Origin of the sequence: Micromonospora sp. NPDC020750, assembly GCF_044334565.1 — a bacterium.
GTDB lineage: Bacteria > Actinomycetota > Actinomycetes > Mycobacteriales > Micromonosporaceae > Micromonospora.
On sequence record NZ_JBIRTH010000004.1, the window covers coordinates 644,947 to 671,894 of the forward strand.

Below are 26,948 nucleotides of genomic sequence, written 5' to 3' on the forward strand. Positions count from 1 at the left end.
CCTACCGGCGGACCATGACCTCCGACAGCGGCTTGCGGGTCAGGTCCGGGACGGTGACCCCCTCGGCCGGGTAGCCGACCGGCATCACCACGCAGGCGCGCTCCTCGGCCGGGCGCTCGCAGATCTGGTTGAGGAACCGCATCGGGCTGGGGGTGTGGGTGAGGGTGGCCAGCCCGGACAGGTGCAGGGCGGTGATCAGCATGCCGACGGCGATGCCGACCGACTCCTTGACGTAGTAGGGCCTCGGGGTCTGCGGGCCCTGGTGGACCTCGAACACGACGATGACCACCGGGGCGGTCTCCAGGAACGGCTTCTGCCAGTCGGTGCCCATCGGGGCCACCGCATTGAGCCACTCGGCCGAGGCGCGTCGGGTGTAGAACTCGATCTCCTCGGCCTCGGCGGCCTCCCGCAGTTGGCGCTTGCGCTCCGCGTCGGTGATCATCACGAAGCGCCAGGGTTGCAGGTTGGCGCCGCTGGGCGCCGTCGCGGCGGCCCGAACGGCCTCCTCGACGACGTCCAGCGGCACGGGTTCGGCCGAGAAGTGTCGTACCGACCGGCGGGCCGCCATCTGGTCGGCGAACGCCCGGGCGGTGCGGTTCATCAGCGTGGGTTCCAGCCTGTCCAGGTGGAACGGGGTGGTCTCGATCTGGTTCACGGAAGAGCCTCCATCGGCAGGTCGGGGGCTTCTCCAGCATTACCCACGGCACCCGCCGCTGGTTGCGCGGAATTGCCCTGATCGCCGCGCCGTGGACGGCGCGGGTGATGATGGCACCGCGGCCAGGGTCAGCCCGCGGTCTGCTCCGCAAGGTGGTCGACGACGTCGGCGAGCGTCCCACCCCGGCGGGCCACCGACCGCTGGTGCCGCGCCCCGGTGCCGTCGGCTCCCAGCCGCTCCAACCATCCCGCGACGACGTCGTGCTCGCCGTGGGCGCGCAGCACCGGCTCCACCATGTCCAGCAGGTCGCGGGCCAGCGCGGTCGCGGGCCGCAGCCGGCCCGTGCGCGGGTCCACACCCTCGCCGTCCAGGCCGTCGCGGGCCGCCCGCCAGTAGGCCGCCCGCAGCAGCTCGCCGGCGACGTCCGGGGCAGGCTCGCCGGCTTCCACGGCCGCCGACAGGTGCACCACCAGCGCCCGCACCAGCGCCGCGTACCGCGCCGAGTCCTCGGCGGTGACGGCGGAGTCGGCGACCCGGACCTCCAGGGTCGGGTGCCGCTCCGAGGGGCGTACGTCCCAGAAGATGGTGGCCCGGTCGACGAGGGCGCCGACGTCCGTCAGCCGCTGCACCACCTCGTCGTAGTGCTCCGCCGAGTCGAACACCGGCGGCGGGCCGGCCACCGGCCACCGCCCCCAGACGGTGGTCCGCCAGCTCGCGTACCCGGAGTCGCGGTCGTCCCAGTACGGCGAGTTCGCGGTGAGGGTGAGCAGCAGCGGCAGGTACGGCCGCAGGTGGTTGCCGACCAGCACCGCCCGCTGCCGGCTCGGCATCTCCACGTGCACGTGCAGGGCGCACAGCGCCAGCTCGTCGTGCAGGCCCCGGTACGTCTCGTTGCCCCTGCTCTGGCGCGGGCCGACGGTCATCGGCGGCGGCACCACCCCGGCGACGGGGGCGGTGCCGGTGGCCACCACCCGCAGCCCGGCCGTCCGCGCGCAGTCCGCGACGACCTTGCGGGCCTCGGCGAGCTGGGCGGCCAGCTCGCCGAGCGTCTCGCAGGCGTCGGTGCGGGTCTCCAGTTGCAGGGTGGTGATCTCCCCGGAGACCCGCTCCCCGAGCAGCGCGGACGCCGCCCCGACGACCTCGGCGGCCCGGGGCGCCGGGGCCCGGGTGACGGCGTCGACGACCAGGAACTCCTCCTCCACCCCGAAGCGTGGCGGCGGCGTGGTCTGACGCGTGGTGAGGGTCATGGGGCGGTCGTCCTCCCGCTCGCTGGGCCGGCGGCCACGAACGTGGACCGCCGGCGGGTGGGCAGCGGCGCGGGGACCGGGCGGCGCGCCGTCTCGACGCACCATTATGGAGGGGAAGCCGGCGCTTGGGGAGCAGCGGCGCGCGCCTTGGTGGAGGCGACGGCGATCTCCGGCCCGCCGTGGGTTCAGAGGCGGGCGGGGACGCCCCGGTCCGCGGCGACGCGGCCCCGGCGCGGCTGCGCGAGCACTCCGGCGACCGTCGCGGCGAGCAGGGCGGCGCGGTCGGGCATCTGGGTGACGTCCACCCACTCGGTGCGGGCGTGTGACCCGCCGCCCACCCCGCCCAGGCCGTCCAGGGTGGCCACGCCCAGCGACCCGGTGAAGTTCGCGTCGGACGCCCCGGCGGCGTGTGCGGCCTCCACCGGCGGCAGGCCCAGCTCCCGGCCCGCCCGCCGGGCGATCTCCAGCAGCGGCGTCGCCACCGCCTCCTGCAACGGGTACCGGTTGATCCCGCCGCCCACCACCAGCGCGGCGTCGGTCAGCCAGGGGGTCATCGCGTGGATCAACCGGTCCACCCGGTCGAGCTCCTCCCGGGTCCAGGCGCGTACGTCGACGCAGAACGTCGCCGACTCGGGCACCTGGTTGCTGATGGTGCCCGCGCTGAGCACCGTCGGCGTGACGCTGGTGCCCTCGGCGGCGAACGCCCGCACGGCCAGGACCTGGTGGGCCAGTTCCACCGCCGCGTTCACCCCCCGGTGCGGCTCCACGCCCGCGTGTGCGGCCCGGCCGCGTATGGTGATCTCGTACTTCGAGCCGCCCTTGCGGGCGACCTTGACCGCTCCCGTCTCCGTGGACGGCTCGCCCACCAGCACCGCCCGGGAGCGCCGGGCCTGCTGCTCGATCAGCGGCCGGGACGTCGGCGATCCGCTCTCCTCGTCGCAGGTCAGCAGCACCCCCACCCGGGAGGTGTCGGGCAGCAGCGACAGGGCGGTGACCATCTGGACGATGCCGGCCTTCATGTCGCACACCCCGGGGCCGGTGGCGATGCCGTCGGCGAGCGCGAAGGGCCAGTCCCGCACCGTCCCCTCCGGCCACACCGTGTCGTAGTGCCCGAGCAGCAGCACCCGCTGGTCGTCGGCCGGCCAGAGCAGGTGCGGCAGACCGTCGCGCATCACCCGCACGGCGGGGCGGCCCAGCACCGGGCTGATCCAGCTCTCCAGAAGGTCGGCGCAGGCGTGCAGCTGACGTACCTCCCCGGGTGGGGATTCCTGGTGCACGAGTTCGCGAAGTCGGTCCACCAGGGCCCCGGTCTGTGCCAGGGCCCCCTGCCGCAAGTCCATTGTGTTGACCATGTGGCCGATCGTGGCAGCGCCCCGTACGCAGCGGCAATACGCGTCCGTGCCCTGCTCGTGGCGCTCCGTGTCGGCCCAGGTGCCGGCCCTGGAGACGGCACGCTGGGAGAGATGGCGGTCCGGGTCGCCGGCCCGAACGGGGCACGCAGGAAGAAGCGGACGGGCCGCCGGGGCGGCACCATGCGCAGCAGGACCGCGTTGCCGCCGGCCGCGGCCTGTCACGCCAAGGAGAGCATGTGGCACACATCGATCTGGGTCTGGACGAGGCGGAACACCCGGGGATCACCGGGCTCATGCGCTACCGGCCGGAGACCGCCGTCGCGCTCAACGCGCTGGCCGAGGCGCTGCTGCACGCGCCGCACCCGACCCTCACGGCCGGGGAGCGGGAGCTGATCGCGGCGTACGTCTCCGGGCTCAACGACTGCACGTTCTGCTGCTCGTCGCACTCCGCGTTCGCCGCCGCCCAGCTCGACGGCGGTATGCCGCTGGTGCAACAGGTCCGGGCGGACCTGGACGCGGCCGAGGTGTCGGCGAAGCTGCGCGGCCTGCTACGGATCGCCGCGGCGGTGCAGGAGAGCGGGCGGAAGGTGAGCGCGGAGCTGGTCGACGCGGCCCGCGCCGAGGGCGCCACCGATCTGGAGATCCACGACGCGGTGCTGATCGCCGCCTCGTTCTGCATGTTCAACCGCTACGTCGACGGGCTCGGCACCCGGCTGCCGGAGGACCCGGTCGCCTACGAGGAGACCGCGCAGCGGATCAAGACCGGCGGGTACGTCGGCTCGGCCTGACCGGCGCGGACACCGGCGGGCGCGGGGACGCGCCCGCCGGCACGGCGGGGCGCTACCGCGCGTTGTACGGCATGGTGGGGAACCAGCCGTAGTCGAACATCGCGGGCAGCCGCACGTCCCAGTAGACGACCATGAACACGCCCAGCGCGATCAGCAGCGCCCCGGTCACCGCGGCGGTGCGGGTGGGGCTGGCGGCCAGCCACTGGATGAACCGGCCCCGGGTGGCCACGATGATCAGCGCGAACAGCGCGGCGACGATGGCGATGTTGCCCAGCGACTGGAGCACGAACGCGCCCGCGCCGTAGAGCGGGTTCCCGGTGTCCACCGCCCAGTGGAACAGCTTGTTGAACAGCGGGTACGGCCGGCCGATGAGGAACCCGCCGACCAGCGCGCCGAGCACCACGACCCGGGCGACCGGGCGGTGCGCGAACGGGTCGGGCAGCGTCCCGAGCGCGGCGAGCCCGAGGTAGACGAAGGCGAGCCCGATCACGCCGAAGACGACCATCGACTGGATCAGGCGTACCGGCAGCCCGCCGACCGTGTCGGTGGACAGTTGCGGCAGCCGGTCGCCGAGCAGCACGCCGACGAAGCCGTACACCGCGGAGACCGCCACCATCCCGACGGTGAGCCAGCCGACCGGCCGCAGCAGCCCGCGCAGCCCGGCCCGGGTGGCCCCGGTGCCGCCGGCCTGGCTCATCGGGCCGACCGCGGCGGCCATGGCGATGTTGCACGCCGTGAACGTGCCGGCCAGGCCGGAGACGAACGCGAACACCAGGCCCGCGACGGTGCCGCCGATGGCGGTGGCTTTCGCGTCGTGGCCCAGCAGGGCGTTGGCGACGTTGTCACCGATCACGTGGTCGACGAACTCGTACGACCACAGCACCGCGAGCAGGACCCCCGCCGCGACACCGCCCAGGACGATCCGCCCGCGCGCCCGCGGGTGGGGGTGCGCGGCGACGTGGACCGCGCCTGCGCTTCCGGTGACAGTCATGGATGGATTGTGGGGACGGTTCCGCCAACTGGCTTCTTCGATATTGCCGAATCCGCGCCGGGCCCGACGGCAGCCGTGGCGGTAGAACGGCAACCTCGAACAAGCGTTCCACCTACTGTCTCGTCCATCGTGGACGTATGTCGGTCACCCCGCATCAGTGGCGCCGCGTCCGAACCTCCGTGCCCGTCGTCCTGGGGCGGCTGCTCGACCTCGTCGAGGACGCCCCGCCCGACCGGGCCGCCACCGCGCACTGGACGGTGGCCGACACCATGGCCCACCTGTGCGGCGTCGCCGCGATGGGCCTGTCCCTCGTCCGGGAGACCCCGCCCGACCTTCCGGTGCCCGGCCTGCTCGACCTGCGCCGCCGCACCACCGTCGACACCATCTCGGTGATGAACGCCGAGGTGCTGCGGCATTTCACCGAGCGGCGCCTGCCGGTCCTGGCCGACCGGCTGCGCGCCGACGTCGAGGAGGTGCTACGGGTGGTCGGGGAGACCGGGCCGGAGCACGAGGTGTCCTGGCTGGGCGGCGCGCGGCTGCCGGTCACGGGGCTGCTGGCCCACCTGCTCAACGAGCTGAACATCCACGCCTGGGACATCGCCCGGGCGCTCGGGAGGCGATGGGTCATCGACCCCGCCGACGCCGCGCTCTTCGTCGACCTGTTCCTGGTCGACCTGACCCGCCGCAGCTACGGCCGGCTGCTGGACCGCGACGCCCCGGCGCGCCCGGGACGGATCTCGGTGAACTTCCGGCACCGCTTCGGCCCGGAGGTGACCCTGGCCCTGGTCGACGGGCGGGTGTCGGTGGGACCGCCGGACCCGCGCCCGGACGTCCGGCTCTCCTTCGACCCGGCCACCTTCACCCTGATGCTGTTCGGGCGGGTGCACCGGGTGCGCGCGGTGCTCGCCCGCAGGCTGTCCGTCGGCGGGCGGCGGCCCTGGTTGCTGCCCGTCTTCCTGCGGACCATGCGGATGCCGTCCTGAGCCGAGGGCCGTGGCGTCCCCCGGACCCGGCTCCGGGGCACCCCCGCAATACGGAAGAAGTGTCCGCGCGGCGGCCGGTGCGACCGTGAGGGGGACAAGGTCCACGGACCGGAGAGCCTTCAAGGAGGAAATGGTGACGATCACTGAGACCCCCACGCGCGAGGAGATCCTCCGCCGGGTCGCCAAGGCCGAGCCGGTGCTCCGGGAGCACATCGCGTGGTCGGAGGAGAACCGGCGGCTGCACGAGGCGACGGTCGAGGCGATGGCCGAGGCGGGCATCTTCCGGATGCGGGTGCCCAAGCGGTACGGCGGCTACGAGTGCGACGGCGCCACCCTGGTCGAGGTCGGCGCGGCGCTGGGCCGCATCGACGGCTCGGTGGCCTGGGTGGCGATGGTCAACTGGATCCCCACGTACCTGGTCTGCATGTTCCCCGACGAGGTGCAGGACGAGGTGTTCTCGACCCCGGACGTGCGGGTCTGCGGCACCAACGCCCCCAAGGGCACCATGGTCCCGGTCGAGGGCGGCTACATCCTCAACGGCCGGTGGCCCTTCGTCAGCGGCGCGCACCACGCGCACTGGATGGAGGCCGCGGCCGTCATCCTGCGCGACGGCGCCGAGCCGGAGCCGGTCATGACCATGGTCCCGATGTCCGACATGGAGTTGGTCGACGACTGGCACACCACCGGGCTGCGCGGCTCCGGCAGCATCACCACGGTGGCCACGGACGTCTTTCTCCCCGCCGAGCGGGTCATCCCGCTGGGGGCCGCGCTCGGTCCGGACACCCTGTCCGAGACCAACCGGAACATTCCCATCTACTCCACCCCGGCCACGCTGGTCGCCGCCGTCTCCGGCGCCGGCATGCTCGCCGGCCTGGCCAAGGCGGCGTGGGACAGCTTCTTCGAGCGGCTGCCCGACCGGAAGATCATCTACACCGACTACCCGAGCCAGGCCGAGGCCCCGCTGACCCACCTGCGGGTCGGCACCGCGGCCCACAAGGTCGACCAGGCGTTGTTCCACGCCCGGCGCATCGCCGAGGTCGTCGACCACAAGGCGTTCAGTGGCGAGGCGTGGACCGTCGAGGAGCGGGTCCGGGCACGCGCCGACCAGGGCGAGGCGGCCCGCCTGGCCAAGGAGGTCGCCGACATCTTCCAGATGGCCAGCGGTGGCACCTCCATCTACAGCGACGTGCCGATCCAGCGCATCGTGCGGGACATCACCTCCGCCGCGCTGCACGGCCTCGTCGTCCCGGACGTCAACACCGAGCTGTACGGCCGGGTGCTGTGCGGGCAGGAGCCCAACACCCTCTACCTGTGACGCCTCGCGTCGCGGGGCTCTCCCACCGCCGCTGGTGGGAGGGCCCCGGGCGCCCGCGTCCGGACCGGGGCGGGGCCGCCGACGGTCACTGTCCTGATGCCCGGGCGTACGACGCCCGACGCGTCGCCGCCGTCAGGGTATGGCGGTGGGGGAGGGCGTCGCGGTGCCGCCCCTCGGCGCCTCGGGGGTCATCAGGCGGACGATCTCCTCCCGGTCGGCGGTCGACGGCAGGCCCCAGTCCGGGCGGTAGCCGTAGACCTCCCGCAGCGGCGTGGAGGAGGTCCGGCCGCCGAGGATCTCCACCGCGTCGGCGTCGATCAGCCCGGGGTGCTCCACCCCGCACGCCTCCGCGACCTTGACCAGGTCCCGCCGCAGCGTCCGCAGGTAGTTCGCCGCTCGCACCGACTTCGACGCCGGGTCCAGGCCCCGGGCCAGCCACGGGTTCTGGGTGGCGACCCCGGTCGGGCAGGTGTCGGTGTGGCACTTCTGCGCCTGGATGCAGCCGATCGCCAGCATCGCCTCCCGGCCGACGTTGACCATGTCGCAGCCGAGCGCGAACGCCACCACCGCGTTGTCCGGCAGCCCCAGCTTGCCGGCGCCGACGAAGACGACCTGCTCGTGCAGCCCCTGCTCGGCGAAGACCTTGTACACCCGGGAGAAGCCCTGCTGGAACGGCAGCGACACCGAGTCGGTGAAGATCAGCGGGGCGGCACCGGTGCCGCCCTCGCCGCCGTCGACGGTGACGAAGTCGACCCCGCGGCCGGTGTCGCGCATCAGGGTGGTCAGCTCCTCCCAGAAACCGAGGTCGCCGACGGCGGACTTGATCCCCACCGGCAGGCCGGTCTCGGTGGCCAGCAGTTCCACCCAGTCCAGCAGGCTGTCGCAGTCGGAGAACTCGGCGTGCCGGGACGGGCTGACGCAGTCCCGGCCCTGCGGGATGCCCCGGGTCGCGGCGATCTCCGCCGACACCTTCGCCGCCGGCAACAGCCCGCCCAGGGTCGGTTTCGCGCCCTGGCTGAGCTTGACCTCCAGCGCCCGTACCGGCGCGCCGGCGACCAGGTCCCTGAGCCGGGCCAGGTCGAACCGGCCGTGCTCGTCGCGGCAGCCGAAGTACGCGGTGCCGAGCTGGAACACCAGCTCCCCACCCCGCCGGTGGTACGGGGACAGGCCCCCCTCGCCGGTGTTCTGCAGGCACCCGGCCAGGGCCGCCCCCCGGTTGAGCGCCGCCACGGCGTTGCCGGACAGCGATCCGAAGCTCATCCCGGAGACGTTGACCACCGACTCCGGCCGGAAGGCCCGCGCCCGTCCCCGGGCCGCCCCGAGCACCTTGGCGCACGGCAGCCGTACGTCGTGCCCGGCCGTCGGCGACGACGGCGGCACCGTCCGGCCGAACGTGCGGTGCTTGATGATCGGGTATCCGGCGGTGTACTCGATGTCGTTGTCGGTGCCGAACCCGAAGTAGTTGTTCTCCTGCTTCGCCGAGGCGTACACCCAGCGCCGCTGGTCGCGCGTGAACGGCCGCTCCTCGTTGTTGCCGGCCACGATGTACTGCCGCAACTCCGGCCCGATCGACTCCAGCAGGTACCGGGCCCGACCGATCACCGGAAAGTTGCGCAGCAGCGCGTGGTCACGCTGCAGGACGTCACGGGCGGCCAGCGCCGCGACTGCGGCGGCGACGGCGGGCACGGTTCGACGGACCCATCTCATGGCGTCAGTCTCCCCGGGGTCGCCGGATTTCGCACGGCCGGCGAGTCCCGTCCGCCCGGGATGCATGCCGACCCGGCGGCCCGGCCTCGGCGTGGCGACGCATCTGCGAGCGGTTCGCCGGTACGGACGCCGTAGCTGCGGGGGCCCGGTGAGCTTTCGGGCCGCATCGGCGGCACGGTAGAGTGCCCTCCGTGACGGTGTTCCGGATCGGCGAGGCGGCCGAACTTCTCGGCGTCAGCACCGACACGGTGCGGCGCTGGGTCGACGCCGGCCGCCTCGCCGCCACCCGCGACGAGCACGGCCACCGGGTGCTCGACGGCGCCGACCTGGCCGCGTTCGTCCGCGCCGCGGCTGCCGCGCCCGAGGAACACGCCGAGCTGTCGTCGGCCCGCAACCGGCTGCGCGGCATCGTCACCGCGGTGGTCAAGGACGCCGTGATGGCCCAGGTCGACATCCAGGCCGGGCCGTTCCGGATCGTGTCGCTGATGAGCCGCGAGGCGGTCGACGACCTGGGCCTCCAGGTCGGCTCGGTCGCCGTCGCGGTGATCAAGTCGACCACGGTCGTGGTGGAACGGCCGGCCCCGCACCCCCCGCGAGGAAGGACCGGCCCGTGACCGCACACGGGAACCCGGGGACCCGACGGACCCGCACCGCCCTGACCGGGGTGGTCGCCCTGGCCCTCGCCGTCACCGGCTGCGCCGGCGGGTCCGACTCGTCCGCGAGTGGCGACGGGGTGCGTGGCCCGGTCACCGTCTTCGCGGCGGCGTCGCTGACCGAGTCGTTCACCCGGCTGGGCGCCGAGTTCGAGGCCGCCCACCCGGGCACGACGGTCACCTTCAGCTTCGCCGGCAGCTCCGCCCTGGCCACCCAGGTCAATCAGGGCGCGCCCGCCGACGTGTTCGCCGCCGCGTCCCCGGCCACCATGCGTACGGTCACCGACGCCGGCAACGCCGACGGCCCCCCGGTCACCTTCGCCCGTAACCAGCTCGTCATCGCCGTGCCGGAGGGCAATCCGCGGTCGGTGGCCGGGCTGGCCGACCTGACCCGGCCCGGGACGAAGGTCGCGCTGTGCGCCCCGCAGGTGCCCTGCGGGGCGGCGGCCCGCACCGCCCTCGACGCCGCCGGCGTGCCGCTCACCCCGGTCACCCTCGAACAGGACGTCAGGGGCGCGCTGTCCAAGCTGCGCCTCGGCGAGGTCGACGCCGCGCTGGTCTACCGCACCGACGCCGCCGCCGCGTCCGAGGTGGACGCCGTGGAGTTCCCCGAGTCCGCCGGGGCCGTCAACGACTACCCGATCGTCGTGCTCCGGCAGGCCGGCAACCCGGCGGCAGCCCGGGAGCTCGTCGCGTACGTGCGGTCCGAGCGGGGCCGCGCCGCGCTGACCGCCGCCGGGTTCCAGCCCCCGCGGGCCTGACCCCGGTGGTACGAGCCCGCCCGGCGACACCGCGCCGCCGCGTCCCCGGGCGGCGGATGCCCGTCGCCCTGTTCGTCCCGGCCGGGCTCGGGCTGATCTTCCTCGTGCTGCCCCTCGCCGGGCTGCTCGCCCGCGCTCCGTGGGCCACCCTGCCGCAGCGGCTGGCCGCGCCGGGGGTGCTCACCGCGCTGCGGCTGTCCCTGCTCACCGCCACGGTCGCCACGCTGGTCTGCGTCGTCCTCGGCGTGCCCCTGGCGTGGCTGCTGGCCCGGCTGGAGTTCCCCGGCCGGCGGCTGGTCCGGGCGCTGGTCACCGTGCCGCTGGTGCTGCCGCCGGTGGTCGGCGGCGTCGCTCTGCTGCTGGTCTTCGGGCGGCGGGGGCTGCTCGGCGGCTGGCTCGATGCCACCTTCGGGATCACCCTGCCGTTCACCACCGCCGGGGTCGTCCTCGCCGAGGCGTTCGTGGCCATGCCGTTCCTGGTCATCGCCGTCGAGGGCGCGCTGCGCGGGGCCGACGTCCGGTACGAGGAGGCCGCCGCCACCCTCGGGGCCGGCCGGTGGACCACCTTCACGCACGTCACCCTGCCGCTGGTCGCCCCCGGCGTGGCCGCCGGGGCGATGCTGTGCTGGGCCCGTGCCCTCGGCGAGTTCGGCGCCACCATCACCTTCGCCGGCAACTTCCCGGGCCGTACCCAGACCATGCCCCTGGCCGTGTACCTGGCCCTGGAGACCGACCTGGAGGCCGCGATCGTGCTCAGCCTCGTCCTGCTCACCGTCTCCGTGGCCATCCTCGCCGGGCTGCGCGACAAGTGGACGGCCGGCCCGTGACCGCCGCCGCGCCACCTGCCGACCCCGTCCCGCCGCCTGCTGGGCCGGGCACCGGCGACCCCGTCCCGCCGCTGCTGGACGCCCACCTCGTCGCCGACCGGGGCGGCTTCCACCTCGACGTCGCCCTGCGGGTACGCGCCGGGGAGGTGGTGGCGCTGCTCGGGCCCAACGGCGCCGGCAAGACCACCGCGCTGCGCGTGCTGGCCGGCCTGCACCCGCTGACCGCCGGCCACCTCACCCTCGCCGGGGCCGACCTCGACCGCCCCGACCGCCGGGCGTGGACCCCGCCCGAGCGCCGCCCGGTCGGCGTCGTCTTCCAGGACTACCTGCTCTTCCCGCACCTGAGCGCCCGGGACAACGTCGCCTTCGGCCCGCGCCGGCGCGGCGCTGACCGGCGGGCCGCCCGGGCCGTCGCCGACGCCTGGCTGGCCCGGGTCGGCCTCGCCGAGCACGCCCGGCGCCGGCCCCGGCAGCTCTCCGGCGGGCAGGCGCAGCGGGTCGCGCTGGCACGCGCCCTCGCCGTCGATCCCACCCTGCTGCTGCTCGACGAGCCGCTCGCCGCCCTCGACGCCCGCACCCGCCTGGACACCCGCGCCGAGCTGCACCGCCACCTCGCCGCCCACCCGGGCGCGACCGTGCTGGTCACCCACGATCCCCTCGACGCGTTGGTGCTCGCCGACCGGCTGGTCGTCGTTGAGGGTGGCCGGGTCGTCCAGACCGGCGACGCGGCCACCGTCACCGCCCGCCCCCGCACCGACTACGTCGCCCGCCTGGTCGGACTCAACCTGCACCGGGGCCACGCCGACGGCCATCGGGTCCGGGTCGGCGGGCTGACCCTCACCGCCGCCGACAGCGTGGCCGGCGAGGCGTTCGTGGCGTTCCCGCCGGCCGCCGTCGCGCTGTACCCCGCCCGGCCCGAGGGCAGCCCTCGCAACACATGGTCAGCCACCGTCGCCGGGGTGCAGCGGCACGGCGACAACCTGCGCGTCCAGCTCGACGGGCCGCTGTCCGTCGCCGCCGACGTCACCCCGGCCGCCGCCGCGCAGCTGCGGCTGGTCCCGGGCCGGGCGGTGTGGGCGGCGGTCAGGGCCGCCGAGACCCGCGCGTACCCGGTGGGGCACTGACCGCACGACACGGCGACCCGGTGGCACCGGGTCGCCGTGATCGGATGCCGGGTCAGCTCGCGGTGCAGGACGGGGTGCCCGACGGCGGGGCGCCGGTGCCCTGGAAGCCGAACTCGGTCGACTGTCCGGCGGTGAGCCGGCCGTTGTAGGCCACGTTGGCGAACCGGACCGTTCCGGTGGTGCCGCTGCTCTGCGCGTTCCACGCGTTGGTGACCGCCGTGCCCGACGGCAACGTGACGGTGGACGCCCAGCCGTTGGTGCCCGACGAGCCGGCCGTCACCCGCACCGTCGCCACGAAGCCCCCGGTCCAGGTCTGCAGGGACAACGACGCCGTGCAGCCCGCGCCGGGCGGCGGGGTGGTCGGGGGAGGAGTGGTCGGCGGGGGCGTGGTGGGCGGGGGCGTGGTCGGAATGGGCGTGCCGCTGTTCAACGCGTCCAAAGTGGCGGTGTACGCGGCCTTCTTGTTGCCGTTGCCGTCGAACAGCAGCGGGGTGCCGCTGGCCCGCCAGGAGTCGGTGTCCCGGATGCCCCACACGGAGATGCCGGTGCAGCGGGACACCGCCAGGCACGCCTTGGTGACGTTGGCGTACGAGGTGGCCTGCGCCGTGCCGGAGCCCTCGATGTCCAGCTCGGTGATCTGCACGTCGAGGCCGAGGTTGGCGAACCGTTGCAGGTTGGCCTGGTAGTCGCCGGGCACCGGGGAGGCGCTGTTGAAGTGCGACTGGAACCCGACGCAGTCGATCGGCACGCCCCGGGCCTTGAAGTCGGAGACCATCGCGTAAACCGCGTTGGACTTCGCGTTCTGCCCGTCGGTGTTGTAGTCGTTGTAGCAGAGCTTCGCGCCCGGGTCGGCGGTGCGGGCGGCGCGGAACGCCACCTCGATCCAGTCGTTGCCGGTGCGCTGGAGGTTCGAGTCGCGCCGGGCGCCGTTGCCGCCGTCGGCGAACGCCTCGTTGACCACGTCCCAGGAGTGGATCTTTCCTTTGTAGTGGGTGGCGACCTGGGTGACGTGGTTGACCATCGCCGAGCGCAGCGCGCTGCCGCTGAGGTTCTGTGCCCAGCCGGGCTGCTGCGAGTGCCAGGCCAGCGCGTGGCCCCGGACCCGCATGCCGTTGGCCTGGGCGTGGCTGACGATGCGGTCGGCGCTGGTGTAGTTGAACTGGCCCTGGGACGGCTCGGTCGCGTCCCACTTCATCTCGTTCTCGGGGGTGACCATGTTGAACTCGCGGTTCAGGATCCCGACGTACGTGGAATCCGACAACTTGTTCGCGGCCACCGCGGTGCCGAAGTAGCGGCCCTTCTCGGCCGCCGAGGTGGCGAGGGTGGTGCCGGCGCTGGCCGCGGTGGCCAGCGCCAGCACCATACCGGCGGCCACCGTGCCGACGGTGGCGGAGACCAGCGCCGCGCGTCGGCCCGGTCGAACCCTGGCGCTTCCGCGGTCGCGTGCTGCTGAGCTGCTCATGCCTGACTGCCCTCCGGGGGATCGAAGTCGTCGCGCGGCCGACGACATCAGCGACTTTCGATACAGGTTATCGAGAAGTTTCGGAAAGCTCTAGTCCGACATTTGCCGGTCATATGTGGCCAACGACGCCGAAAGTTTCGGAACCTAGCCGGCGGTGCGGGCCGGTCAGAGCACCTGGGACAGGAAGCGGCGCAGCCGGGGATGCTCGGGACGCTCGAAGATCGCCGCCGGCTCGCCGGCCTCCAGCACCACCCCGCCGTCCATGAACGCCACGGTGTCGGCGACCTCGCGGGCGAAGCCCATCTCGTGGGTCACCACCACCATGGTCATGCCGCCCGCCGACAGCTCCGCCATGATGCCGAGCACCCCCTTGACCAGCTCCGGGTCCAGGGCCGAGGTCGCCTCGTCGAAGAGCATCACCTGCGGCTGCAACGCCAGCGCCCGGGCGATCGCCACCCGCTGCTGCTGCCCGCCGGACAGGTGCGCCGGCCGGGCGTCGGCCCGGCCGGCCAGGCCGACCCGCTCCAGTTGGGCGCGGGCCACCTGCGCGGCCTCGTCCTCGCCGAGCCGCTTGAGCCGGCGCAGCGCCAGGGTGATGTTGCGCAGCACCGTCATGTGCGGGAAGAGGTTGAACTGCTGGAACACCATGCCGATCCGCTGGCGCAGCGCGTCCGGGTCGTCGCCCATCACGCTGCGCCCGTCCAGCAGCACGTCCCCGCGGTCCGGCTCGATGAGCCGGTTGATCGTGCGCAGCAGGGTGGACTTGCCCGACCCGGACGGCCCGATGACGCAGGCCGTGCCGCCCCGGCCGACGTCCAGGCTCGCGCCGCGCAGCACCCGGTTGGCGCCGAAGGCGAGGTGCACGTCCCGCACGCTCAGGCTCACCGGGGTCGTCGTGCCGGTCGCGGTGCTCATCGCTCGTCCTTTCCCGTGCTCGCGCGGGCGGCGGCGTCGCCGGGCAGCGCGTTCTGCCCGGCGAGCGCCACTGCGCCGTCGTCCTCGGTCGCCGTGGTCGGCCGGCCCTGCCGCAGCCGCCGGTCGATCCAGTTCACCGCGTGGGTCAGCGGCACGGTCAGCGTCAGGTAGAGCAGGCCCGCCAGCAGCAGCGCCGACTCGTTGCCGGTGGTCGCCGCGTGGTCCTGCCCGATCCGGAACAGCTCCCGCTGGCTGGCCACCAGGCCGAGGAAGTAGACCAGGCTGGAGTCCTTGATCAGGGCGATGAGCTGGTTCACCCAGGCCGGCAGCACCCGGCGGACCCCCTGCGGGATGATCACCAGCCGCATCGCCTCGCCCCAGGAGAACCCCAGCGCCCGGGCCCCCTCCAGCTGGGCGGCCTCCACGCTCTGGATGCCGGCCCGGAAGATCTCCCCGATGTACGCCGACGCGATCAGCGACAGCGCCAGGATGCCCAGCGGGTACGGGTTCGGCCCCCACACCTGCATGCCCAGCGGCGCCAGGCCGACGCCGATGAGCAGGATCGTCGCCGCCGCCGGCAGGCCGCGGAAGACGTCCGTGTACACCCGCGCCGGCCAGCGCAACCACCGGGTACGCGAGATGCCCGCGACCGCCAGCAGCATGCCCAGCAGGGAGCCGAGCAGGGCGGCCGAGATCGCCAGGATCAGCGTGTTGGGCAGCCCGACGGTGAGCATCTCGGGCAGCGCCGCGCGCATGGAGTCCCAGTCGAAGAAGGTCTCCCACAGGGTGCTCAGTGGATCCATCAGTCGTCTTCCCGTCCGCCCCGCTCGCTGGTCATCCGTACCGTCGGCCCGGCGTCGCCCGTGCCGTCACGCCCGCGTACTCAGGACGAGGCCGACGCCGACGGCGCGGCCGACCCGGCCGGGGCCGCCGCCGATGCGCCGGGCACCGGCACCGAGCCGCTGCCCGGCTTGAAGTCCGCCGGGATCGGCCGGCCCGGGTAGTACTGCTCCTGCAACCGGCTCCACGTGCCGTCGGCGATGACCTCGTCGAGGCCCTTGTCCAGCGCCGCGCGCAGCGCGTCGTTGCCCTTGGCCACCGCGTACGCGGTCGGTGTGGAACTGAGCTGCTTCGCGGCCACCGTGATCTTCCCGCCGCTGTCGGCGGCGGACTTGTCGCCGATCTCCGCCGGGGCGATCCAGGCGTCGGCGGTGCCGGCCTTGAGCTGGTTGAGCGCTCCGTTGTAGTCCGGCACCCGCACGGGGTCCAGCTTCTGGCCGGTGGCGTAGTCGTCCTGCACGGTGCCCTGCACGACCACCACCCGCTTGCCGTCGAGCTGGTCGAAGCCGGTGATCGGGGATCCGGCCGGGACGTCCAGCCCGAAGTAGCCGAAGTCGTAGCCGTTGCCGAAGTCGACGGTCTTCTTCCGCGCCTCGGTGATGGTGATCGAGGAACTGCCCACGTCGAACTTGCGGTTGTTGACCTGCGACAGCAGCGCGGAGAAGTCGGTGCCGACGAACTCCACCTTCAGGCCGATCTTCTCCGCGACCGCGGTGAGCAGGTCGTTGTCGAAGCCGGTGAACTTTCCGTCCTTCAGGTACACGTTCGGTGGCGCGTCGGTGAGGGTGCCGGCCCGCAGCACACCGGGCTGGACCAGGCCGTACGGGTTGTCGGCGGCGGCCGAGGTGTCGTCGCCGCAGGCGGTGAGGGTGGCAGCGCCGACGACGGCCGCGACGCCCAGCACGGCGAATCTGGTCAGGGCAGGGAGGAATCGCACAGGTGTCTCCTGGGATCAGGGCGGCGCGCGGACGGCACGCCGCCGGACGCGGCACGCCGACGGGCGGCCGCGGAAGGGGGCTACTACGGAAGGGGGGAGGCGCTCAGCGCGCCGCGTGACGGCGACAGCCGTCGCTGCACACCCGCATCAGATCCACGTGCCGACGCCTGACCAGCGCGGGACGGGATGGTGACGCGGCCGGTGCCGAGCGGGCGGCAGTGAGCGGGGCGCACAGACGAGCAGACATGGTTCTCCAAGGTCGGTGTTGACCTGGGGACCAGGCCACGCTTGCACCGGTGAACTCCGGTGCCTGGTCTTCACCCGGGGCACCCCACCGCGGAGGAGGGTTGCCGGCCAGCGAGCCGGGGCTTGACGCTGGCGCTCATGACCTGGTTGGAGCCTAGCAACGGCACCGGGCCGGGCGTCCAGTCGTTATGACGACGCTCACCCCGGGTGGGGCTCCGGCCGACACGTCGGACATCGCCCTCGCCGGGCGACCGCCGCCGAGGTTCAGCCCCGGTACGGGGCCAGGCCGGCGTCGAGCAGCGTGAAGGCGTGGTCGGCGGCGGCGACCGCCTCCGGGTGCGCCCGGGCGGCGGTGCACCCTTCGGTGAGACGACGCCAGTTGTCCCGCGCCAGTACCCGCTGCGCCGCGACGATCTGTGCCGCCGCGAGCCGGCCGGTCAGCCCGTCGGGCCGGGCCTCGGGCTCCGGCCGCCCCCGTTCGTCGCGGCGCGTGCCGGCGGCGTCGTCGAGGGCGTCGGCCAGCGCCGCCTCCTCGGCGGCGGCGTGCCCGGCCACCCGGGCGGCGAGGCTCGGGGTCGAGAAGACCATCCCGTGGTACGCCAACACCCGGGGGTCGTCGTTCAGCCCGGTGACCGGGTCGCGGCGGTCCAGCCCGTCGAGGAAGTGCCGGCGCAGCGCGGCGAGCGGCGCCTCGCCCGGGCGTCGGCCGCGTACCACCCGGGCCGACTCGCCCCGGTGGTCGGCGATCCGGTGCAGGACCAGGTCCTCCTTCGTGGCGAAGTACTTGAACAGCGTCGGCTTGGAGACCTCCGCGGCCGCGGCCACCTCGGCGACCGACACCCGGTCGAAGCCTCGTTCGACGAACAGCGAGATCGCCGCCGCCGAGATCGCGTCGTGGGTGCGCTGCCGCTTGCGTTCGCGCAGCCCTCGCTCTCCGGTCACGCCCTGCTCTCCGGTCACGCCACCCAGGCTACCAGCGGCCGATACCAGGTCAATTTCATGACTGCGGTTAGAATGTTTACCCGGTTAATGATTCTCATCGGAGGTTGCCATGGACGACGGGGTCGACCGGGAACTCGTGCGGGAGCAGGCGCACCTGGCCGCGACCCGCGCCGCGCTCGCCCGGATGCGCGACACCGCCCGACACCGGGTGGCTACCGGCGCGGACGTGGCCGGCGACCGCTGGACCGCCGAGACCCTCGGCCGGATGCTGCGGACCCACGCCAAGGAACTCGCCGAGGAGCCGGACGCCCCGCCCTACTTCGGCCGCCTCCGGTTCGGCGCCGCCGCCGAGGCGGGCGAGCACGCCGGTCAGCGCTACCACCTCGGCCGCCGCCACATCACCGACGAGGCCGGCTACCCGCTCGTCATCGACTGGCGGGCGCCGGTGTCGCGCACCTTCTACCGGGCCACCGCCCGGGACCATCTCGGCGTCGCGGTCCGCCGCCGGTACGGGTGGAGCTCCACGCCGCCGGCCCCGGCCCGGCTCACCGGGTTCGAGGACGAGCGCCTCGACCGGGGGGAGGAACTCGGCGGCGGCAGCCGGCTCGTGGCTGCGGAGATCGAGCGTCCCCGGGTCGGCCCGATGCGCGACATCGTCGCCACCATCCAGCCCGAACAGGACGAGCTGGTTCGCGCCGACCTCGACACGTCCGTCTGCGTCCAGGGCGCGCCCGGCACCGGCAAGACCGCCGTCGGGCTGCACCGCGCGGCCTGGCTGCTCTACACCCACCGGCGGCAGCTCGGCCGCACCGGGGTGCTGGTGATCGGCCCGAACCCGGCCTTCCTGCGGTACGTCTCGGCCGTGCTGCCCACGCTCGGCGAGGTCGACGTCGACCAGCGGACCCTGGAGGATCTCCTGGCCCGGCACCCGATCGCCGCCGTCGACGACGATGCCGCGGCCGCCGTCAAGCACGACGCCCGGATGGCCGTCGTGCTCGACCGGGCCCTGTACGGGCGCGTCCGCGTACCCGCCGAGGCGCTCACCGTGCCCGACGGCTCCTACCGCTGGCGGCTGCCCGCCGGGGCCGTCGCCGCGCTGGTCGCCGAGATCCGGCGCGAGTCCCCGCCCTACGGGATCGGCCGCGAGCGGCTGCGGTCCCGGATCGTGGACCTGCTGCAACGACAGGCCGAGCGACGCGTGGAGCTGTCCGGCGCGGCCTGGGGGCGGCGGGTGGGGCGCTGCGCCCCGGTCCGTGACCTCCTCGACCGGGTCTGGCCCGCCGCCCGCCCCGGCGAGCTGCTGGCGAAGCTGCTCGGTGACCCGGACGCGCTCGCCGGGTCGGCCGACGGGATTCTCACCGCCGACGAGCAGAAGGCCGTCCGTTGGGCCCGCCCGCGCGGCGCCCGGGGCGCCCGCTGGTCCGCGGCCGACCTCGTCCTGCTCGATGAGGTCGCCGGGCTGATCGAGCATCCCCCCGGATACGGCCACGTCATCGTCGACGAGGCGCAGGATCTCTCGCCGATGCAGTGCCGCGCCCTCGCCCGCCGCAGCGTCCACGGCTCCCTCACCGTGCTCGGCGACCTCGCCCAGGGCACGACGCCGTGGGCGGCGCGGAGCTGGCCGGACCAGCTGACCCACCTGGGCCGGCCCACGGCCAGGGTCGTGCCGCTGACCGTGGGATTCCGGGTGCCCGGCGCGGTGCTGGCGCCGGCCAACCGGCTGCTCGGGACGCTCGGCGTGGACGTGCCGCCGACCCGGTCCGTCCGCGCCGAGGGCCACCTGCGCGTACGGCACGTCGATGACCTGGACGCCGGCGTCCTCGACGCGGTCCGGGACGCGCTCGGGTACGCGGGCTCGGTCGCGGTCGTCGGCGTCGACGCGGCCGTCGCGCGGCTCGCCGACCCGCTGCGCGCCGCCGGCGTCCCGGCCGCCGGGGTGGACGAGGTGGATCTGTCGGCCCGGGTCACCCTGCTGCCCGTGACCCTGGCCAAGGGCCTGGAGTACGACCACGTGGTGCTGGTCGAGCCGGCGGACATCGTGGCCGCCGAGGCACGTGGCCCGCACCGGCTGTACGTGGCCCTGACCAGGGCGGTGTCCCGACTGGACATCGTCCACCACCGGCCCCTGCCGGCGGCGCTGCGCGGCTGACCGCCGGGGTGTCGGGCGTGTGTGGTGGGGCGGGACCAACGCCGGACCCGCCCCACCACGACCGGGAGCCGGTCAGCCCGCCTGGAACGACTGGCGGACCACGCCGCCGACGAGCGCGCACCAGGTGCTCGTGCTGACCTTGCCGTTCGGGTGCAGGCCGTGCAGCCGCTGGAGGTCCTGGACGGCCTTCTTGGTGGCGTGGTCGAACTCGCCGGTCACCGTGACGTCGGCATAGCCCTTGGAGTTCAGGATGAACTGCACGGCGCTGACCGGGGCGCCGGTGGCGTTCTTGTCCAGCTCGGGCGCGAGGGTCTCCCAGGTCGGCCCCGTGAGGGTGGCGTCGACGTCGACCGGGATGCCGTTGCGGGCCTGCCAGTCCTGCACGGCGGCGACGGTCGCGGCGTCGAACGTGCTGTTCACCGGCACGACGTAGCCGCGGTGGGTGAGCAGGTACTGCGCCACCCGTACGGTCGGGGAGTTGACGAACCGCCACAGGTCCGGCCAGCGGCGGGCCGGCACGTCGCCGATGTCGGTGCCCAGCTCGCGGAAGACCCGGCGGCGCAGTTCCGGGAACTGCCGGTAGAACGCGGCTCCCGGGCACGCGGTGGTGCGGAAGTCCCAGTGCCCGAAGATGTCGTGGGCGTGCAGGCCGTACCGGCGGCCGATCGTGGCGCAGAGCTGGACCAGCGAGTCGAGCAGCTCCTGCGGCGGCGTCTCGGTGACGTACGTGCCCTCGTTCTCGATGCCGATGGCCCGGCCGTTCTCCCCGGGGCAGTGCGCCGAGATCACCTGCCGGTCGCCGGCGGCCAGCCGCTCGAGGCTGCCGCTCCGGCCCTCCAGCACGTGCCCGCCCCGGCTGACGGTGAAGTGCTGGCCGGTGTCGGACCAGCCGTTGCCGTCCATGTGCAGGTTCTGACAGTCCCGGGCCAGCTTCACGGCCTGGTCCCGCGAGTAGTCGGTGACGTTCGGGAACGCCATGTGGTGCACGATGATCTTGTTGGTGGCGATGGCGCTGAGCGGCAGGGAGCCGGCCGGCGGCCGGGCGCCCCACTCGTCGCAGCTGATGATCCAGTCGACGTCCGATCCGGACGCGGCCTGCGCGGCGGCGGGGAACGCGAGTTCCGTGCCGACGACGGCGACGGCCGCCGCGCCGAGCCCGGCCCGCAACAGGGTGCGGCGGTCCAGCTCGGGGTGGTCGAAGTGCATGGGCATCTCCTCTGTGGCTGACGACGGCCGGGGTGAAAAGTAGCTTCACAGGCAACGCGTGAGGTGGAGGATATTTCCAACCGACGCGCAACACCAGAGGTGGCGGGCGGGGAGTCGGCGTCCGAACGAGTGCCCGCCGCAGGTCGCCCACCGTCCGCCCCGTTCACCTAGCCTCCTAGGATGGCTTAGGGGGAGTAGCGCCGTCCACAAGCACCGGACGAGGCGCCGACGTCCGGTGCGGAGGATGCAACCGTTGCGCCGATGGCGGACTGGACAGCGACCGCCACAATGAGCGGCGTCCCTGTGTGCCGGGCGTCAATCCGGAAGAGCCGTGGAGACCGTCCAATGAGTGGGAACAGCTGGCGGGTGTCCGGCTACACCGAGGTGCGCGAGCTGGGCGTGGGCGCGTCCGGGCGGGTGGTGCTCGCCACCCACGACGGGTCCGGCACCCCGGTCGCCGTGAAGTACCTCGCCGGCGTCCTCGGCACGGACCCGGCCTTCCGCGACCCCTTCCGAGCCGAGGCCCGGCTACTGGCCGAGATCGACGATCAGCACGTCTCCCGACTCTACGAGTACGTCGAGTCGACCGCGGGCGCGGCCATCGTGATGGAGCTGGTCAACGGGGTGTCGCTGCGGCAGATGCTGCGCGCCAACGGGCCCACCGGGCCGGAGGCCGCGCTCCTCGTCCTCAAGGGGTCCCTCGCCGGGCTCGCAGCCGCGCACGCGCGGGGCGTGGTGCACCGGGACTACAAGCCCGAGAACGTGCTGGTCACCGCCGAGGGGGAGAGCAAGCTCGCGGACTTCGGCATCGCCATGCCGGTGGGCCGGGAGTCCGCCACCATGGTGACCGGCACGCCCCGTTACATGGCCCCGGAGCAGTGGACGGGCGCGGCGGCCTCCCCGGCCTGCGACATCTACGCCGCCACGGCCACCTTCTTCGAGTGCCTGACCGGTCACCCCCCGTACGACGGCCGCAGCCTGCTGGCCCTGCGCGAGCAGCACGCGTACGCGCCGGTCCCCACCGACCCGGCCCCGCCGCCGGTGCACGAGCTGCTGCGCTGGGGGATGGCCAAGCTGCCCGCCGAGCGTCCTCAACCGGCGCACGTCTTCCTCGGCATCCTGGAGCAGATCGCCGCCGAGGGGTACGGGGCGGACTGGGAGGAGCGCGGGGTCCGTGAGCTGGCCCGGCGGGCCGCGCTGCTGGCCGCGTTCTTCCCGTTCTCCGACGCCTCGGGCGGCAGCACCAGCCTGGCCAGTACGGTCCTCGTGCCGGACGGCAGCCCGGGCATGGGGCGGGAGATCCGCACCGGTCGACGGATGCGCACCGGTCGGGCTCGGCCGGCCCTGATCGGCGGCGCCCTGGTCGCGGCCGTGCTGGTCGGTGGCGTCGGCTACCGGTACGCCTCAAGCGATGAACCCGACGTGGTGCCCGTGGCGGGCGAGGCCGCCCCGGTTGCCGCGCCGGCGCCGGTCGCCCCGGTCTCCGGATCCGCCACGCCGCCGCCGGTCACGCCGACCCCGTCGGTGGCCACGCCGACACCCTCAACCGTCGCCCCGACCACCGGCGGGCCGACGACCGCCGCCCCGACGACCCGGCCCCCGACGCCGACGGTCCGGCCCACCCGGACGGTGACGCCGAGCCCCACCGTGTCGGCCGGCAGCCCCCCGCCCGCGCCGGACGTCACCGCCCCCACGGTCGGGACGCCGAGCACCCGGTGGACCACCCTGGATCCGAGGGGCTGCCCGTACGGGGCGACGTCGACCCCGGTCACGGTGGCGGTCACCGACGACCGGTCGGGCGCCGACGGGCTGCGGGTGTCGTTCCGCTACACGTCGGGCGCGCAGTCGGGCACGGTGGTCATGTCGTCGGTCGGCAAGGGCGTGTTCGAGGGCACCCTCGGCCCGTTCGACCGCCCCGCCGACGGGGTGCGTATCTCGGTACAGGTCACCGCCGTGGACGCCGCGGGCAACTCGGCCGGGTCGGGTGGGCCGGCGTACGTGAGCCTGCAGTCGTTCTGCACGCCGGGCTGACCGGGCGGCCGACGACGATGCCGGGAGGCTGGCGATGAGCGATCCGAACGAGCCGACGACGGCGCTGCCCCTCGGTGGCGCGCGCCCCGGGACGCCGTCGGGCTTCGGGACGCCGGGCGCGGGGGAGCCGACCGCCGACCTGGGCCGGACGGTGGACCTCGGCCGGACGGTCGGGCTGGGCGGGACGGTCCCTGCGGGTGGCCCGGTTGCCGGGGGCGGGGCGGGGCCGCCCGGGCAGGGTGGGCCGCCCGGGCAGGGTGGGCCGCCCGGGCAGGGTGGGCCGCCCGGGCAGGGTGGGCCGCCCGGGCCGGTGTGGGGCGGGGGCGGCTCTGCGCGTACCGCTGAGGGCTTCACCGATCCCACGATCGCGGCCGGCGGGACCGCACCGGCCACGGCGGGGCCGACCGTCGGCGGGTCGGCGGGCGAGGTGCGGTTCGGGCCGGGGGTGCCGGGCGTCGCGCCGGCTGCCCCCGCCTGGCGGCAGCCGGGTGCGGCCCGGCGGCCCCGGTCGCCGTGGCGGCGGGTCGTCTCGGTGCTGTCCACCCTGGTCACCGTGGTGTTGGTGGTGGCGGTCGGGCTGTTCGTCTGGCAGCGGCTGAGCCCGTTGGCGATCGAAGGGGTCACGGTGGCGGTGACGGAGCCCGCCGGCAACCGGTGCGATGTGACGGTGGAGGTGGTCGCGACGGTGCGGACCAACGGCAACGCCGGCACGATCCGCTACCAGTGGCTGCGCTCCGGGTCGGCGCCGGGGGCGCTGGTCGGCGAGCGGGTCGGGCGGGGGCAGCGGACGGTGACGCTGCCCCTGAGGTGGTCCTTCAGCGGGGTGGGCGCGACGCGGGAGACGGCGACGGTCAACATCGTCGAGCCGTCGCCGGTGCAGGCCGGCGCCGAGGTCCGTTACGTCTGCCGACGGCGCTGACGGCGGTCCTCGTCGGGGTGTGGCGGCGTTTGCGCGCGGGGCGGTCGGGGTAGAGCGGGCGGATCTGTTGCGACCCCTGGTGTGAAGGACCCTTCGATGAGAGACAACTTCGGTGACGCGGTGGGGGATGCCCTGCGCGCGGTGCTGCTGTTCCTGCCCAAGGCCCTCGGTTTTGTGGCGATCCTGGTGGCTGGTTGGCTGGTCGCGAAGGCCGTGCTGAAGGTCGTGGACAAGGTGCTGGAACGGGTCGGCTTCGACCGGGCGGTCGAGCGCGGCGGGGTCAAGGCCGCGCTGGCCCGGTCCAGGTACGACGCGAGCGACATCGTGGCGAAGCTCGCCTACTACGGGGTGCTGCTGGTGACGTTGCAGCTCGCCTTCGGCATCTGGGGTCCGAATCCGATCTCGGATCTGATCGCCGGGGTGATCGCGTGGCTGCCCCGGGCGTTCGTGGCGATCGTGATCGTGGTGGTCGCGGCGGCGATCGCGCACGCGGTGAAGGACATCATCAGCAGCGCGCTGGGCGGCCTGTCGTACGGGCGGGTGCTGGCGACGATCGCGTCGGTGTTCATCCTCGGGCTGGGCGTCATCGCGGCGCTCAACCAGATCGGCGTGGCGACGGCGGTGACCACGCCGGTGCTGGTCGCGGTGCTGGCGACGATCGGCGGCATCCTCGTGGTCGGCGTGGGCGGCGGGCTGGTCCGGCCGATGCAGAGCCGGTGGGAGTCGTGGCTGAGCCGGGCGGAGCGGGAGTCGCAGCTGATCGCGACGCATGCGCGGGCGTACCAGGCGGGGCGGCGGGACGTGGCGGCCCGGCTGGCGGCGACGGGACCGGTGGCGAAGGACGCCGAGCGGGCCGAGTCGGTCGCCCCGGTGGCCGACGACGCCGACCGGACGCAGGTGGTGCCGAGGGAGGCCGCCTACGACCCCGACCGGACCCAGGTGGTGCCGTCCGGCGACGACCCTGACCGGACTCAGGTGGTGCCCCGGCTGGCCGGCGACCCTGTCGAGGCCACCCAGCCGGTGGCCCCGTACGCCGGGTCGGAGCCCACCCCGTCGTACCCGCAGCGCGACGGCGACCACGACCGGTTGCCGGGCGACGCCACGGTGGTCATTCCCCGGCCGGACGGGGAGACCCCCGCTCGCTGACGCCGAGACGCGGGGTGGACGGGCCGGCGGATCCGGGCCACCCCGCGTCTGGTCCGCCGGATCGTCGGTGCTCCGGTCTAGCCTGACGCGATGAGCCGATTGGGGTACGACGAGCTCTGTGCGCAGCTCGTCGAGCAGACCGACCTGTTGGCCGGGCATGTGGCCGGTGCCGACCTGACCACGCCGGTGCCCTCCTGTCCGGGGTGGAACGTGGGGCAGCTCGGCCGGCATCTGGGCGGCGGGCAGCGGTGGGCGGAGTCGATCGTCCGGGACCGGCCCGCCGGGCCGCCGCCCGACGACTCCTTCCGGGATCTGACCCCTTACCGCGACGAGGACCCCGCGGTGCTCGGGCCCTGGCTGAGGGCCGGGGCGCGAGGGTTCGCCGCCGCACTTGTCGCCGCAGGCCCGGACGCGCCGATCTGGATACCGACGCCGTCGACCACGGTGGGTGTGGGCAGCACGTTCTGGGCGCGCCGGTTCACCCACGAGACGCTGCTGCACCGCGCCGACGCGGCACTGGCCCTCGGCGTGGAGTTCGCCGTCGACGCGCGGGTGGCGCTCGACGCCGTGGACGAGTGGATGGAGCTGGGGTCGCTGCCGGAGATGCTCGACTTCCATCCGGCGCAGCGGGAGCTGCTCGGGCCGGGGCGCACGGTGCACCTGCACGCCACCGACACCGCGCCGGAGGTGGCGGCGGAGTGGCTGGTCGACCTGACCGGCGAGGCGATCGTGTGGCGGCGGTCCCACGAGAAGGCGGCTGTCGCGGTCCGTGGCCCGTTGTCGGAGCTGCTGCTCATGGTGTACCGGCGTCGGCCGGTCGAGGCGGGCACGGTCGAGGTGTTCGGGGACGTGGACCTGCTGCGTTTCTGGCTGGACCGGGTCGCGTTCGGGTGAGCGTCGACGTGGCGGTTGTGGGGCTCGGGGGCGGTCAGTCGGGCAGCGCGTCGAGGTAGACCCAACGGCCGTCCTCGCGGGTGAAGCGGCTGTGCTCGGTGAGCGTTCCGGGCCGTCCGCCCTCGCGGTGGTGGGCCCGGAACGCGACCGTGCCGGCGCTGTCGAACAGGCCGCCGTGCTCGGTTCCGAGGATTTCCAACCGGGTCCACCGCTGCCCGAGGTCGAGGTGTAGCCGCTCGGGTCGGGTCGAGGAGTGCCAGCTGCGCAGCAGGTAGGCGGCGTCGCCGACGGCGAACGCGCTGAACCGGGACCGCATGAGCGCCTCGGCGGTAGCGGCGTCCGCCTCGCCCCGGTGCAGCCGTCCGCAGCACTCCGGGTAGGGCTGGCTGTTTCCGCACGGGCAGGGTCCGTTCGCGTTCCGGGGTGCGCCGCCACGGGCGGGTCTCTTCGCCACGTCCCCATCCTGCCGTAGCGGTCGGGACGCCCGGGCGGGGGCTGGGTTCCTGGCTCTGTCCCGTGCCCCCTGGCCACCGACCCCGACGGGACCTGGCCGACCGACATGACGACGAAAGGGCCGGCTCCCCGGGTGGGGGCCGGCCCTCGTCGTTTGTGGGTGGGTCAGGAGGTGGCGTAGCCGCGGGTGGCGATCCAGTCGGCGAGGTTGTCGACGGTGATCTCGTAGCTGGCCTGGTCGGGGTTGGCCGAGTCGGCGATCTTCACCGTCCGGCCGTCGTCGCGGTAGCCCACGACGCTGATGTAGTGCCCGCCCTCGAAGGAGTGCACCGTGCCGTCGGTGTCGGTGGTGGTGCCGGCGATGTTGGCGACCACGGCCCGGCCGTCGTCGACGGTGCGGACGAC

The 26,948-nt window shown here is 74.1% G+C and carries 25 protein-coding genes and 1 riboswitch; of the genes, 12 read left to right on the forward strand and 13 right to left on the reverse strand.

Annotated elements, in window-relative coordinates; genetic code table 11:
* Position 1: 1 nt before the first annotated feature.
* The 3 genes from ACH4T9_RS16640 to ACH4T9_RS16650 form a co-directional block, all read right to left on the reverse strand.
* Positions 2 to 601: a nitroreductase family protein gene (locus ACH4T9_RS16640; protein ID WP_396674913.1), complete on the reverse strand. Its 600-nt coding sequence runs from the start codon at positions 599 to 601 to the stop codon at positions 2 to 4.
* 182 nt (positions 602 to 783) lie between these two features.
* Positions 784 to 1,902 (reverse strand): glutamate--cysteine ligase, encoded by a 1,119-nt coding sequence (locus ACH4T9_RS16645; RefSeq protein ID WP_396674878.1) that lies wholly within the window; start codon positions 1,900 to 1,902, stop codon positions 784 to 786.
* A 185-nt stretch (positions 1,903 to 2,087) separates the two neighbouring features.
* Positions 2,088 to 3,242: a M20/M25/M40 family metallo-hydrolase gene (locus ACH4T9_RS16650; protein ID WP_396674879.1), complete on the reverse strand. Its 1,155-nt coding sequence runs from the start codon at positions 3,240 to 3,242 to the stop codon at positions 2,088 to 2,090.
* Between the two features lie 248 nt (positions 3,243 to 3,490).
* On the opposite strand from ACH4T9_RS16650, the gene ACH4T9_RS16655 reads away from it, so the two are divergent.
* Positions 3,491 to 4,042 carry a peroxidase-related enzyme gene (locus tag ACH4T9_RS16655; RefSeq protein WP_350889695.1) on the forward strand — a complete coding sequence of 184 codons (552 nt, stop codon included), beginning with the start codon at positions 3,491 to 3,493 and terminating at the stop codon, positions 4,040 to 4,042.
* 52 nt (positions 4,043 to 4,094) lie between these two features.
* Here the strand turns inward: ACH4T9_RS16655 and ACH4T9_RS16660 are convergent, their stop codons facing one another.
* Positions 4,095 to 5,033, reverse strand: coding sequence for a hypothetical protein (locus ACH4T9_RS16660; protein WP_396674880.1), 939 nt, complete (start codon positions 5,031 to 5,033; stop codon positions 4,095 to 4,097).
* A 179-nt stretch (positions 5,034 to 5,212) separates the two neighbouring features.
* Here ACH4T9_RS16660 and ACH4T9_RS16665 point away from each other — a divergent pair, with 179 nt between their 5' ends.
* Entirely contained in the window at positions 5,213 to 6,016 is an 804-nt protein-coding gene (locus tag ACH4T9_RS16665; RefSeq protein ID WP_396674882.1) for a maleylpyruvate isomerase family mycothiol-dependent enzyme, read from the forward strand.
* Between the two features lie 130 nt (positions 6,017 to 6,146).
* A complete protein-coding gene (locus tag ACH4T9_RS16670; protein ID WP_396674883.1) occupies positions 6,147 to 7,331 on the forward strand; it encodes an acyl-CoA dehydrogenase family protein in 1,185 nt (394 codons plus the stop codon).
* 132 nt (positions 7,332 to 7,463) lie between these two features.
* Here ACH4T9_RS16670 and ACH4T9_RS16675 read toward each other — a convergent pair whose 3' ends face one another.
* Complete coding sequence (locus tag ACH4T9_RS16675) at positions 7,464 to 9,038, reverse strand: glutamate synthase-related protein (protein ID WP_396674885.1); 1,575 nt, start codon at positions 9,036 to 9,038, stop codon at positions 7,464 to 7,466.
* A gap of 191 nt (positions 9,039 to 9,229) precedes the next feature.
* On the opposite strand from ACH4T9_RS16675, the gene ACH4T9_RS16680 reads away from it, so the two are divergent.
* The 4 genes from ACH4T9_RS16680 to ACH4T9_RS16695 all read left to right on the forward strand — a co-directional run bounded on the left by ACH4T9_RS16680 (position 9,230) and on the right by ACH4T9_RS16695 (position 12,403).
* A complete protein-coding gene (locus ACH4T9_RS16680) occupies positions 9,230 to 9,652 on the forward strand; it encodes a molybdopterin-binding protein (RefSeq protein WP_396674886.1) in 423 nt (140 codons plus the stop codon).
* Entirely contained in the window at positions 9,649 to 10,452 is an 804-nt protein-coding gene (gene modA, locus ACH4T9_RS16685; protein ID WP_396674888.1) for a molybdate ABC transporter substrate-binding protein, read from the forward strand. Before ACH4T9_RS16680 ends, modA begins: the two co-directional genes overlap by 4 nt.
* On the forward strand, positions 10,449 to 11,279 hold the full coding sequence (locus ACH4T9_RS16690) for an ABC transporter permease (RefSeq protein WP_396674914.1): 831 nt from the start codon (positions 10,449 to 10,451) through the stop codon (positions 11,277 to 11,279). Before modA ends, ACH4T9_RS16690 begins: the two co-directional genes overlap by 4 nt.
* A 71-nt stretch (positions 11,280 to 11,350) precedes the next feature.
* Positions 11,351 to 12,403: an ABC transporter ATP-binding protein gene (locus ACH4T9_RS16695; protein WP_396674916.1), complete on the forward strand. Its 1,053-nt coding sequence runs from the start codon at positions 11,351 to 11,353 to the stop codon at positions 12,401 to 12,403.
* Between the two features lie 52 nt (positions 12,404 to 12,455).
* Here the strand turns inward: ACH4T9_RS16695 and ACH4T9_RS16700 are convergent, their stop codons facing one another.
* The 5 genes from ACH4T9_RS16700 to ACH4T9_RS16720 all read right to left on the reverse strand — a co-directional run bounded on the left by ACH4T9_RS16700 (position 12,456) and on the right by ACH4T9_RS16720 (position 17,763).
* Complete coding sequence (locus ACH4T9_RS16700; protein WP_396674889.1) at positions 12,456 to 13,865, reverse strand: endo-1,4-beta-xylanase; 1,410 nt, start codon at positions 13,863 to 13,865, stop codon at positions 12,456 to 12,458.
* Positions 13,866 to 14,030: 165 nt separating this feature from the next.
* On the reverse strand, positions 14,031 to 14,780 hold the full coding sequence (locus ACH4T9_RS16705; protein ID WP_396674890.1) for an amino acid ABC transporter ATP-binding protein: 750 nt from the start codon (positions 14,778 to 14,780) through the stop codon (positions 14,031 to 14,033).
* Entirely contained in the window at positions 14,777 to 15,583 is an 807-nt protein-coding gene (locus ACH4T9_RS16710) for an amino acid ABC transporter permease (protein ID WP_396674891.1), read from the reverse strand. Before ACH4T9_RS16710 ends, ACH4T9_RS16705 begins: the two co-directional genes overlap by 4 nt.
* A gap of 80 nt (positions 15,584 to 15,663) precedes the next feature.
* Positions 15,664 to 16,557 (reverse strand): ABC transporter substrate-binding protein, encoded by an 894-nt coding sequence (locus ACH4T9_RS16715; RefSeq protein WP_396674893.1) that lies wholly within the window; start codon positions 16,555 to 16,557, stop codon positions 15,664 to 15,666.
* Between the two features lie 279 nt (positions 16,558 to 16,836).
* Positions 16,837 to 16,947: riboswitch (SAM riboswitch) on the reverse strand.
* Positions 16,948 to 17,067: 120 nt separating this feature from the next.
* A complete protein-coding gene (locus tag ACH4T9_RS16720) occupies positions 17,068 to 17,763 on the reverse strand; it encodes a TetR/AcrR family transcriptional regulator (protein WP_396674894.1) in 696 nt (231 codons plus the stop codon).
* A gap of 91 nt (positions 17,764 to 17,854) precedes the next feature.
* On the opposite strand from ACH4T9_RS16720, the gene ACH4T9_RS16725 reads away from it, so the two are divergent.
* Entirely contained in the window at positions 17,855 to 19,894 is a 2,040-nt protein-coding gene (locus ACH4T9_RS16725) for a HelD family protein (RefSeq protein WP_396674896.1), read from the forward strand.
* A 72-nt stretch (positions 19,895 to 19,966) separates the two neighbouring features.
* Here the strand turns inward: ACH4T9_RS16725 and ACH4T9_RS16730 are convergent, their stop codons facing one another.
* Positions 19,967 to 21,100, reverse strand: coding sequence for a peptidoglycan-binding protein (locus ACH4T9_RS16730; protein WP_396674897.1), 1,134 nt, complete (start codon positions 21,098 to 21,100; stop codon positions 19,967 to 19,969).
* Positions 21,101 to 21,445: 345 nt separating this feature from the next.
* Between ACH4T9_RS16730 and ACH4T9_RS16735 the strand changes: the two genes are divergently transcribed.
* The 4 genes from ACH4T9_RS16735 to ACH4T9_RS16750 all read left to right on the forward strand — a co-directional run bounded on the left by ACH4T9_RS16735 (position 21,446) and on the right by ACH4T9_RS16750 (position 26,090).
* Positions 21,446 to 23,131: a serine/threonine-protein kinase gene (locus tag ACH4T9_RS16735; protein WP_396674899.1), complete on the forward strand. Its 1,686-nt coding sequence runs from the start codon at positions 21,446 to 21,448 to the stop codon at positions 23,129 to 23,131.
* Positions 23,132 to 23,165: 34 nt separating this feature from the next.
* A complete protein-coding gene (locus ACH4T9_RS16740; protein ID WP_396674901.1) occupies positions 23,166 to 24,050 on the forward strand; it encodes a hypothetical protein in 885 nt (294 codons plus the stop codon).
* 96 nt (positions 24,051 to 24,146) lie between these two features.
* Positions 24,147 to 25,196 carry a hypothetical protein gene (locus ACH4T9_RS16745; protein WP_396674902.1) on the forward strand — a complete coding sequence of 350 codons (1,050 nt, stop codon included), beginning with the start codon at positions 24,147 to 24,149 and terminating at the stop codon, positions 25,194 to 25,196.
* A 90-nt stretch (positions 25,197 to 25,286) separates the two neighbouring features.
* Positions 25,287 to 26,090, forward strand: a complete 804-nt coding sequence (locus tag ACH4T9_RS16750; RefSeq protein WP_396674904.1) for a maleylpyruvate isomerase family mycothiol-dependent enzyme — start codon at positions 25,287 to 25,289, stop codon at positions 26,088 to 26,090.
* 34 nt (positions 26,091 to 26,124) lie between these two features.
* On the opposite strand, the gene ACH4T9_RS16755 is transcribed toward ACH4T9_RS16750, so the two are convergent.
* Both ACH4T9_RS16755 and ACH4T9_RS16760 read right to left on the reverse strand, forming a co-directional pair.
* Positions 26,125 to 26,544 (reverse strand): YchJ family protein, encoded by a 420-nt coding sequence (locus ACH4T9_RS16755; RefSeq protein ID WP_396674905.1) that lies wholly within the window; start codon positions 26,542 to 26,544, stop codon positions 26,125 to 26,127.
* A gap of 164 nt (positions 26,545 to 26,708) precedes the next feature.
* Positions 26,709 to 26,948, reverse strand: a 240-nt coding sequence (locus ACH4T9_RS16760; RefSeq protein WP_396674907.1) for a C39 family peptidase, incomplete at its 5' end; no start/stop codon positions are given.